The organism is Cytobacillus sp. Bac17 (assembly GCF_024519925.1).
Taxonomy (GTDB): Bacteria; Bacillota; Bacilli; order Bacillales; family Cytobacillaceae; genus Cytobacillus; species Cytobacillus pseudoceanisediminis.
Genome location: NZ_JALJRC010000039.1, coordinates 26580 through 37996 on the forward strand (window position 1 = coordinate 26580; position 11417 = coordinate 37996).

General features: G+C 42.3%; 8 protein-coding genes. All 8 read left to right on the top strand.

Features of this window, described 5'->3' with window-relative positions; all coding sequences use genetic code 11:
- Positions 1–363 precede the first annotated feature (363 nt).
- The 8 genes from dnaA (at position 364) to NR125_RS25960 (ending at position 11045) form a co-directional block, all read left to right on the top strand.
- The gene (gene dnaA / locus NR125_RS25925; protein WP_009332490.1) at positions 364–1710 is read left to right on the top strand and encodes a chromosomal replication initiator protein DnaA; all 1347 of its coding nucleotides are present in this window, start codon (positions 364–366) and stop codon (positions 1708–1710) included.
- A 178-nt stretch (positions 1711–1888) separates the two neighbouring features.
- Positions 1889–3025: a DNA polymerase III subunit beta gene (gene dnaN / locus NR125_RS25930; RefSeq protein WP_009332491.1), complete on the top strand. Its 1137-nt coding sequence runs from the start codon at positions 1889–1891 to the stop codon at positions 3023–3025.
- A gap of 253 nt (positions 3026–3278) precedes the next feature.
- Entirely contained in the window at positions 3279–3488 is a 210-nt protein-coding gene (gene yaaA, locus NR125_RS25935) for a S4 domain-containing protein YaaA (RefSeq protein ID WP_019382471.1), read from the top strand.
- A 197-nt stretch (positions 3489–3685) separates the two neighbouring features.
- Complete coding sequence (recF, locus tag NR125_RS25940; RefSeq protein ID WP_019382470.1) at positions 3686–4804, top strand: DNA replication/repair protein RecF; 1119 nt, start codon at positions 3686–3688, stop codon at positions 4802–4804.
- A gap of 9 nt (positions 4805–4813) precedes the next feature.
- The gene (remB, locus tag NR125_RS25945; RefSeq protein ID WP_009332494.1) at positions 4814–5062 is read left to right on the top strand and encodes an extracellular matrix regulator RemB; all 249 of its coding nucleotides are present in this window, start codon (positions 4814–4816) and stop codon (positions 5060–5062) included.
- Positions 5063–5197: 135 nt separating this feature from the next.
- On the top strand, positions 5198–7120 hold the full coding sequence (gyrB, locus tag NR125_RS25950; protein ID WP_019382469.1) for a DNA topoisomerase (ATP-hydrolyzing) subunit B: 1923 nt from the start codon (positions 5198–5200) through the stop codon (positions 7118–7120).
- Positions 7121–7349: 229 nt separating this feature from the next.
- Positions 7350–9875 carry a DNA gyrase subunit A gene (gyrA, locus tag NR125_RS25955; RefSeq protein WP_256816432.1) on the top strand — a complete coding sequence of 842 codons (2526 nt, stop codon included), beginning with the start codon at positions 7350–7352 and terminating at the stop codon, positions 9873–9875.
- An 87-nt stretch (positions 9876–9962) separates the two neighbouring features.
- The gene (locus NR125_RS25960; RefSeq protein ID WP_019382468.1) at positions 9963–11045 is read left to right on the top strand and encodes an HD-GYP domain-containing protein; all 1083 of its coding nucleotides are present in this window, start codon (positions 9963–9965) and stop codon (positions 11043–11045) included.
- The last annotated feature ends 372 nt before the right edge of the window (positions 11046–11417 follow it).

Genomic DNA, 11417 nt, shown 5'->3' on the forward strand with positions numbered 1-11417 from the left:
GTTTAAAAAGCATTGCAGACAAAAGCATTATCTGTTATCATAATTGTGTTTTAACACTTAATAAATCATTGTGCATATCTTCATTATCCACAGATTGTGGATAACATGTGGACAGGTTATCCAAGGGGTTTGTAAAAGTTTGTCCACAGACAGTGGATACTGTCGAAATTCCACTTTACTTCCTTATTATATATTTTTCCACATAAACAGTTTCGTATATTTATAAACTTCAGGGTTATACAGCGTGTATAACCTATCGTTTTTGTGGCTCGAAACAAAGAAAAGCGAGGGGGGCCTTCAAAAGGCACCGGAGCTGGACAGTAATCTAAATTCCCAAATATAGATGGAAAAGGAGGGATATCATTGGAAAACATTGCGGATCTTTGGAATAATGCTCTGGCCAATATTGAGAAGAAAATCAGCAAACCAAGTTTTGATACATGGCTAAAATCGACAAAAGCGCATTCTCTGCAGGGAGACACTTTAATCGTTAAGGCCCCGAATGAGTTTGCCCGTGACTGGCTTGAAGAGCGTTATTCCCAGCTGATCTCCGGAATTCTTTATGACATTACCGGTGAAGAATTAGGAGTAAAATTCATCATTCCGCAAAATCAAAGTGAAGAAGAAGTCGATCTTCCTCTTCCGCCAAAAAAGAAAAAGCCGGAGGAAGAACAGCCTGAACTGCCATTAACGATGCTGAATCCGAAGTATACATTCGACACGTTTGTCATCGGGTCCGGAAACCGCTTCGCCCACGCAGCTTCACTTGCTGTAGCCGAGGCACCGGCCAAGGCATACAATCCTTTATTTATTTACGGGGGAGTTGGACTCGGAAAAACTCACCTTATGCATGCAATCGGCCATTATGTATTAGATCATAATCCATCAGCTAAAGTCGTATACTTATCTTCCGAGAAATTTACAAATGAATTCATTAACTCGATCCGAGATAACAAAGCGGGTGATTTCCGCGATAAATATCGAAATGTGGATGTTCTTCTTATCGATGATATTCAGTTTTTGGCTGGAAAAGAACAGACGCAGGAAGAATTTTTCCATACTTTTAATACATTGCATGAAGAAAGCAAGCAGATCATCATCTCAAGTGACCGTCCTCCAAAAGAAATTCCGACATTGGAAGACAGGCTTCGCTCCAGATTTGAATGGGGCCTTATTACAGATATAACTCCGCCGGACCTGGAAACGCGAATCGCGATTCTCCGCAAAAAGGCCAAAGCGGAGGGACTTGATATTCCTAATGAGGTTATGCTGTACATTGCCAATCAGATTGATTCCAACATCCGTGAGCTTGAGGGCGCTCTGATTCGTGTAGTAGCTTATTCCTCTTTAATAAATAAAGATATTAATGCAGATCTTGCGGCAGAAGCATTAAAGGATATTATTCCAAGCTCCAAACCGAAGGTCATTACGATCCATGAAATTCAAAGGGTAGTTGGGGAACACTTTAACGTAAAGCTTGAGGACTTTAAGGCGAAGAAACGAACAAAGTCTGTTGCATTCCCCCGTCAGATTGCCATGTATCTCTCAAGGGAATTAACCGACTTTTCTCTTCCAAAAATAGGGGAGGAATTTGGCGGAAGGGACCACACGACCGTCATTCATGCCCATGAAAAAATTTCAAAGATGCTTCAGGCAGATTCACAATTTGAGAAGCAGCTGAAAGAAATCAATGAAATGCTCAAGGTATAATGTGTATAACTTGACCAAACTTACACACAGTCTGTCCACATGTGGATAGGCTGTGTTTCCTTTCAAAAAATGCAGTTATCCACATACTAACAGGCCCTACTAGTACTTCTACTATTTTTTTATAAAAAATATATATATATTCAATACGCCATTAAAATATGCTTGGAGGATTTAAAAAATGAGATTTATTATCCAGCGCGACCGTTTGGTCCAAAGCGTCCAGGATGTTATGAAAGCTGTAACAAGCAGAACGACTATTCCCATCTTAACGGGAATTAAAATCGTTGCATCTGAAGAAGGGGTCACATTAACGGGAAGCGACTCTGATATTTCAATCGAATCTTTTATACCTAAAGAAGAAGCCGGAGATGAAATCGTCGAGATCAAACAGGCTGGTGCTATTGTGCTCCAAGCGAAGTTCTTCAGCGAAATCGTTAAGAAGCTACCGACTGACACTGTAGAGATCAGCGTTGAAAACCATTTGCAGACAGTCATCCGTTCAGGTAAATCCGAATTCAATCTTAATGGTCTGGATGCTGAGGAATATCCTCATCTGCCTCAAATCGAGGAAGAGAATGTGTTTAAAATTCCTACAGACTTATTAAAAGCAATGGTTCGCCAAACGGTATTCGCAGTGTCCACCTCAGAAACACGCCCTATCTTGACAGGTGTAAACTGGAAGGTGGAAAACGGGACATTAACCTGTATTGCAACAGATAGTCACAGGCTAGCCCTAAGAAAAGCTCAAATCGAAACAAATGCCAGCGAAAGCTACAATGTAGTCATTCCAGGAAAAAGCTTAAGTGAGTTAAGCAAAATTCTTGATGACAACAATGATTTAATCGATATCGTTATTACCGAAAACCAGGTTCTCTTTAAGGCCGAACATCTGCTGTTCTTCTCAAGGCTGCTGGAAGGAAATTACCCGGATACATCCAGATTGATCCCTTCAGACAGCAAAACAGATGTTATCGTCAATACAAAGGAGTTCCTGCAGGCTATTGACCGTGCATCTTTATTGGCGAAAGAAGGCCGAAACAATGTGGTCAAACTATCAACAATTGATGGCGGTGTAATCGAAATTTCATCCAACACTCCTGAAATTGGAAAAGTTGTCGAAGAAGTACAGAGCAAATCCATAGAAGGCGAAGAATTAAAAATCTCCTTTAGCGCGAAATTCATGATGGATGCCCTAAAAGCACTTGAAGGCTCTGAAATTACAATCAGCTTCACCGGCGCTATGAGACCATTTATCATCAAACCTTTAAACGATGAATCAATACTGCAATTGATCCTGCCAGTAAGGACGTATTAAGAAAAAAAGCTGCCGGTTGTGCCGGCGGCTTACTTTTTTTGGTGAAGCAGATATCTAAAACTGTCCCCCTGTCTGCAAGAATATTGGCCAATTGCAGGGGAATAATGAAAATAACCAGCTGCAGGCGAGTTTTCTTTGTGTATCTGTGATTTATTTAGTAAAATAGAATATTAGATACCATTCTGAAATTGTTTTGCCAAAGTGCAGAAATCACTGCAGCACTTTAAGTCGGACAATGGAAAAGAGTGAAAATATGACGGAAATTCAAATTGATACAGAATATATTACGCTGGGCCAATTTTTAAAAGCCGCTGATGTTATTCAAACAGGCGGGATGGCCAAATGGTTCCTGAGTGAATACGAAGTCTTCGTCAATGGGGAACAGGATCAAAGACGGGGAAGAAAGCTAAGAACCGGGGATAAAATCGAAATTCCGGATGTGGGTGAATTTACGATCGTCTAGCCCGCTAAGTAAATTAATTAAAAAGTTTATAATTTTGAACTTCGATAACTGTCTAGCTCCGGCGCCTACCCCCTCGAGGTCACAAGCCAATCCTCCCAAAAAGGCAAAGAACGCCTTTTTGGGAGGCTCGTCTTGTGCTTGTCGTGGGTGGGCAAGGCGCCTCCGCTTTTCTTATTATCTAAAAGGATGTAGCGTCTATGCATATAGAGCAGTTGCTATTAAAAAATTACCGGAATTACGAAGAGCTTGAAGTTAATTTCGAAAATAAAGTGAATGTAATTTTGGGAGAGAATGCCCAGGGAAAAACAAATGTCATGGAATCGATCTATGTCCTGGCCATGGCAAAGTCCCATCGGACATCAAATGACAAAGATCTTATTCGCTGGGATCAGGAATATGCTAAAATAGAAGGAAGGGTCCAAAAAAGGCAAGGATCCCTGCCCATGCAATTAGTCATCAGCAAAAAAGGCAAAAAAGCCAAATGCAATCATATAGAGCAGCAGAAATTAAGCCAGTATGTCGGCAATATGAATGTTGTGATGTTCGCGCCTGAAGATCTCCACCTTGTGAAAGGGAGCCCTCAAATAAGGCGTCGTTTTATTGATATGGAGATTGGGCAGGTTTCACCTGTCTATTTGCATGATATCAGCCAGTATCAGAAAATCCTCCAGCAGCGCAACCACTACCTGAAAATGCTCCAGATCAAAAAGCAGACCGACCATACCATGCTTGAGATTTTAACAGAGCAATTTATTGAAATGGCTGCAAAGATTGTTTCAAAGCGTTACGAGTTCCTCAGACTCCTCGAGAATTGGGCACAGCCGATTCATGAAGGAATTTCAAGAGGGCTTGAAACCTTGAAAATTGAGTACAAGCCTTCTGCCGAGGTATCAGAAGAACAAGATTTGTCGAAAATGGTTAAAGTATACCAGGATAAATTTGCGAAAGTGAAAAACAGGGAAATAGACCGCGGTGTCACCATGTTTGGACCGCATCGCGATGACCTGATTTTCCATGTGAACGGGCGAGATGTGCAAACATTCGGTTCACAGGGGCAGCAAAGAACGACAGCTCTGTCGGTTAAGCTTGCCGAAATCGAACTGATCCATTCTGAAATTGGAGAATATCCCATTCTGCTGCTGGATGACGTCCTCTCGGAATTGGATGATTATCGCCAATCTCATTTATTAAATACCATTCAAGGGAAAGTACAGACGTTTGTCACTACTACTAGCGTTGATGGAATAGACCACCAGACGCTTAAAGAAGCAGCAGCGTTCAGTGTTGAGGCAGGGAGAATCAAGAAGATTCAGTGAGGTGATCGCATGTACATCCATATAGGTGAAGATGTGTTGGTCCGGGCAAGGGATATTGTCGCCATTATTGATAAAGAAACAGCCCTTGCTTCCGAGTATGCGGAAGAACGTAAGGAGGACCTGGAGGAGTCAGTAGTGAACCTCGCAAAAGGTTCCTATAAATCTGTGGTTGTCACAACAGAAAAGATCTATTTTTCTCCGCTATCCTCAGGTACATTAAAAAAACGATCCCATAAATTAAGTGTTCACGAATTTTAAAGAAATGCAGGACTGCCGGAAGAACTTCCCTGATGGAACGAAAGGCAAGTCAGTGAAAACTACAGTTTGGCTCATCTTAAAGCCAGGCTTTTTTATAGATTAGTGAAATGGAAAGTGTAGGTGACCGATGTGGCAATGGAGCAAAAGGCAGTGCAGGAACAATCCTATGATGAGAATCAGATACAGGTACTGGAAGGTCTGGAAGCAGTTCGGAAGCGTCCGGGAATGTATATCGGTTCAACAAGTGCCAAAGGGCTTCACCATCTTGTTTGGGAAATAGTCGATAATAGTATTGATGAAGCACTGGCAGGCTACTGTTCTGAAATCAATGTGATTATCGAAAAGGATAATAGTATTACGGTAGTGGATAACGGACGCGGTATTCCAGTCGGAATCCACGAAAAAATGGGACGACCGGCAGTAGAAGTCATTATGACGGTTCTGCATGCAGGCGGTAAATTCGGAGGCGGAGGATATAAGGTTTCCGGTGGTCTGCATGGTGTTGGTGCTTCTGTAGTTAATGCTCTCTCAACTGTGCTCGAAGTATTTGTTCATCGTGATGGACAGAAATATTATCAGAAGTTTGAGCGCGGAGTCCCTAGTGCCGATCTGGAAGTGATTGGGGAAACAGATCATACTGGAACAACCATCCATTTTAAGCCGGACAGTGAAATCTTCACTGAAACGCTTGAATATGATTATGAAACACTTGCAAATCGAATCCGTGAATTGGCATTCCTAAACAGAGGATTAAAGATCACGATTGAGGACAAGCGTGAAGAAAACAAGAAAAGTGAATATATGTACGAGGGCGGAATTAAATCGTACGTTGAGCATTTGAACAGAACGAAGGAAGTTCTTCATGAAGAGCCTATTTACATTGATGGTGAACGCGAAGGCATCACTGTTGAAGTATCCATCCAGTATAATGATGGATTTACAAGCAATATCTATTCTTTTGCCAATAATATTCACACCTATGAAGGCGGTACGCATGAATCCGGCTTTAAGACAGCCTTAACAAGGGTTATCAACGACTATGCACGCAAGAACGGCGTCTTTAAAGAGAGTGACGCAAACCTTTCCGGTGAAGATGTCCGTGAAGGCTTAACGGCTATTGTATCCGTTAAACATCCTGATCCTCAGTTTGAAGGGCAGACGAAAACGAAGCTTGGAAACTCAGAGGTGCGTGCAGCAACCGATACAATTTTCTCTGAAGCTCTTGAAAAATTCATGCTCGAAAATCCGACGGTAGCCAGAAAAATCGTCGAAAAAGGGCTTATGGCAGCACGAGCAAGACTGGCCGCCAAAAAAGCAAGGGAGCTTACAAGAAGAAAGAGTGCTCTTGAAGTATCCAGCCTGCCTGGTAAGCTCGCTGACTGTTCATCTAAAGATCCTTCTATAAGCGAACTTTATGTGGTTGAGGGTGACTCTGCGGGCGGATCTGCCAAGCAGGGTCGTGACCGTCATTTCCAGGCGATCCTTCCCCTAAGAGGAAAGATCCTGAACGTAGAAAAAGCCCGCCTGGATAAAATCCTGTCCAATAATGAGGTCCGTGCGATTATTACCGCAATCGGAACCGGTATAGGCGAAGATTTTGATATCTCCAGGGCCCGCTATCATAAAATTGTCATCATGACGGATGCAGATGTCGATGGTGCACATATCCGCACGTTATTATTAACGTTCTTTTACCGTTATATGAGGCAGATTATTGAAGCTGGCTATATCTATATTGCCCAGCCGCCTCTTTACAAGATCCAGCAGGGCAAAAAGATTGAATATGCCTATAATGACCGCGAGCTGGATAAGATTCTTGGTGAACTTCCGAGCCAGCCTAAGCCGGGAATTCAGCGTTATAAGGGACTTGGGGAAATGAACCCGGGCCAGCTTTGGGAAACGACAATGAATCCGGAATCAAGAACCCTTCTCCAGGTAAATCTTGAGGATGCCATCGAAGCTGACGAAACGTTTGAAATCCTAATGGGTGACAAAGTAGAGCCTCGCCGGAACTTTATCGAAGAAAATGCGGTTTATGTAAAGAATTTGGATATTTAATTGTAAAAGCAAACCTAAAGCACGGCAGCGCGCCTTCGCTTTCTTTCAGGATAGAGGTTCTCTATCCTGCTTTTACATAATTCGTTTATTCTTTTTATTTAATGCCCCAAGTGCGTCTAATTTATGAAAAAAGCAGAAGCTGTATGGAAAGACCATACAGGTTTCAGCTAAACGAAGTGACAAACGGATGACAGTTCATCCTGCGTCTCTTTAAAGGAGGTTCCTTTAAATGGCCGATACACCGAATTCTCAAGTAAAAGAAATTAATATTAGCCAGGAAATGCGTTCATCATTCCTGGACTATGCCATGAGTGTAATTGTTTCACGTGCCCTTCCGGACGTACGGGATGGTTTAAAGCCGGTTCACCGAAGAATCTTATATGCAATGCATGATTTAGGAATGCATTCTGATAAACCATTTAAAAAATCAGCCCGTATCGTTGGGGAAGTAATCGGTAAATATCACCCGCACGGTGACTCCGCAGTATATGACACGATGGTGCGTATGGCTCAGGATTTCAACTATCGCTATATGCTTGTTGATGGACACGGAAACTTCGGGTCTGTCGATGGTGACGCTGCAGCTGCGATGCGTTATACTGAGGCACGCATGTCCAAAATCTCTATGGAGCTTTTGCGCGATATTAATAAAGACACGATTGATTACCAGGATAACTATGATGGTGCTGAGAAAGAACCAGTTGTTATGCCTGCGCGTTTCCCAAACCTTCTCGTAAACGGAACGTCTGGAATTGCAGTTGGTATGGCGACCAATATTCCGCCACATCAGCTTGGCGAAGTAATTGATGGAGTCCTTGCCATCAGCCAGGAGCCGGATCTCACTGTTCAGGAACTCATGGAAATCATTCCAGGTCCAGACTTCCCGACTGCCGGTCTCATTCTTGGACGGAGCGGCATCCGCAAAGCTTACGAAACAGGCCGCGGTTCCATTACATTAAGGGCCAAAGTGGAAATTGAGCAGAAGTCCAACGGAAAAGAAGTTATCATTGTTAATGAAATTCCTTACCAAGTGAATAAAGCTAAACTGATTGAAAAAATTGCCGAACTGGTTCGGGATAAACGAATTGATGGCATTACCGACCTGCGTGATGAATCAGATCGAAACGGTATGCGCATTGTGATCGAGGTCCGTAAAGATGCGAATGCCAATGTTCTGCTGAACAACCTTTATAAACAGACGGCTCTGCAGACAAGCTTCGGGATAAACCTGCTTGCGCTTGTAGATGGCCAGCCTAAGGTTCTGAATCTCAAACAGTGTCTGCAGCATTATCTGGATCACCAAAAGGTTGTAATCCGCCGCAGAACAGAATTCGAATTGAAAAAGGCAGAAGCCCGTGCACACATTTTGGAAGGTTTAAGGATTGCCCTTGATCATCTGGATGAAGTAATCAACCTTATCCGCAGTTCTCAAACAACCGATATCGCACGTGAAGGCTTAATGACCAAGTTCAATCTTTCTGAAAAGCAGGCCCAGGCGATCCTAGATATGCGTCTCCAGCGTTTGACTGGCTTAGAGCGCGAAAAGATTGAAGACGAATATTCAAGCCTTGTCGCATTGATTGCCGAATTAAAAGCTATTTTGGCTGATGAAGAAAAAGTATTGGAAATTATCCGAGAAGAGTTAACCGAAGTAAAAGATAGATTCAACGATAAACGCCGTACAGAAATAGTTGCCGGCGGCATCGAACAAATTGAAGACGAAGATCTAATTCCGCGTGAGAATATTGTTCTTACTTTAACTCATAAGGGATACATCAAGCGTCTTCCTGTCTCCACTTACCGTGCCCAAAAACGCGGAGGGCGGGGAATCCAGGGAATGGGAACCAATGAGGATGACTTTGTTGAACACCTCATTACCACTTCCACACACGATACCATCCTTTTCTTCACGAACAAAGGGAAGGTGTATCGCGCTAAAGGGTATGAAATTCCTGAATTCAGCCGTACTGCGAAAGGAATACCAATCATTAACCTTCTTGGAGTGGACAAAGATGAGTGGGTAAATGCAATTATTCCTGTTGAAGAATTTGCCGATGATTGGTTCCTGTTCTTCACCACTAAACAAGGGATTTCCAAGCGTTCACCATTATCATCCTTTGCCAATATCCGTAATAATGGCTTAATTGCCCTGAATCTTCGCGAAGATGATGAATTAATTTCGGTGCGTCTGACAGATGGCAGCAAGGAGATCATTATTGGAACCAGCCATGGCATGCTGATCCGATTCCCAGAAGAAGATGTTCGTTCAATGGGAAGAACAGCTACTGGTGTTAAAGGAATCAGCTTAAGTGCCGGTGATGAAGTTGTTGGGATGGAAGTCCTTGAGGATGACAGCCAGATCCTGATCGTAACCAAAAACGGTTATGGAAAACGCACTCCTGCCGGAGAATACCGTGTTCAGGGAAGAGGCGGTAAAGGAATCAAGACCTGCAACATCACAGATAAGAACGGAAGCCTCGTTTCCATGAAAGCTGTCACAGGAGAAGAAGACGTTATGCTTATTACAACAGGCGGCGTACTAATCCGAATGGCAGTGAACGATATTTCCACTATGGGAAGAAACACGCAAGGTGTCAGACTCATCCGTATAAATGAAGATGCTGACGAAGCGGTATCCACTGTAGCAAAAGTTGAAAAAGAAGAGGAAAAAGATGAAGAAGAATTAACAAAGCCTCTTGAAGATGCCAATTCACTTCCTGAAGAAGAAGTAAATGGAGATAATAGCGAAGAATAAATTTTAAGGAACACAGATTTGTGTTCCTTTTTTTTGTCCAAATAATGTAAAATAGTATAAAAGACTCATTACATATGGGGTGTGGAAATGGTGCGAGTACCAATACAGGAATTAAGAGAGGGCTGTATTTTAACACAGGATGTTTTCAGTTTGACGAATCGCCCTATTATCAGCCAAAAAACAGTGCTGACGAAGGAACTGCTGGATATTATGAAAATATTCCTGATTGATGAAGCGGAAGTTGAAACCACCATGGTTAACGGAAAGCCTTTTGCTTCTGCAGGAAGCTTGGAAGAAGCTGAGGAACTGACAGAATCAAATGAATTAGGTTTTTTAAATACATTCTTAACAGGTGTTCAAAACTTCAAAAGAGAATTTGTGTCCTGGCAATCAGGTCTTCCGGTGGATATTGCAAAAATAAGAAATATTATGATTCCGCTGATTGAAAAAATGGAGAAAAGCCCCTCCGGAATCTTCTCCCTGCATCACCTTTCTACGAATGAAGATTATTTATATCAGCATTCTGTAGCCGTGGGAATGATCAGTGCCTTTATAGGGAAAAAACTGAGTTTGAATAAGGGGGAAATTGTCCAGCTTGCCCTGGGAGGCTGCCTGGCAGATGCAGGCATGGCGAAGATAAACCCATCCATCCTGCATAAAAGCACTTCATTAAACTCCGAAGAATTTGAAGAAATAAAAAGGCATTCAACCCTTAGCTTTAAAATGGTTCAGAATATATCTCTATTAAGAGAAAGCACTAAAATCGGCATTATCCAGCACCATGAGCGGCTGGATGGCAGCGGCTATCCGTTTGGAGAACAAAGCAGCAAAATCAATCAGGCTGGGAGAATCATTGCCGCAGCGGATGCATTTCATGCCATGACCTCTCAAAGACTCTACAGACGGAAACAATCTCCATTTAAAGTGCTTGAAATGCTGATTCAGGATAGCTTCGGCAAATATGACATCCCATCCATTCAAGCTCTGGGTTCCGGCATCATGAACTTTTCCATTGGCAGTATGGTGAAGCTCTCAGATGGCCAGACGGCAGAAATACTTTTTATAGAAGGTAAATCACCTACGAGACCGCTTGTGAAACTGGTAGAAACCGGCGAAATAATTCAATTAGAGAAAAACCGCCAGTTATATATTGATGAAGTATTAAAATGACTGCATACCGCGGTCTTTTTTATTTGGCTCTGCTAAGACTCGATGCTGAATACAACAGACAAATTAAACAGACCTTACTTTTGAAAAAAGATATAGATTCTATTAAAAAGTGCTTGCAATTAATAGATAAGAGCTGGTATACTAATTCAAGTCAGCAAGAGATGAACATCATCATTTGATGAGATAAAAAAACTTGTTGACATTGATTATCAGAAATGATATATTAATTAAGTCGCCTCAAGCGGCAGATTGATCTTTGAAAACTGAACGAACAAAAACGTCAACGTTAATTCTTTAGTCTTTTTTGAAAAGACAACTTATGAGCTTAATCAACTCTTATATGGAGAGTTTGATCCTGGCTCAGGACGAACG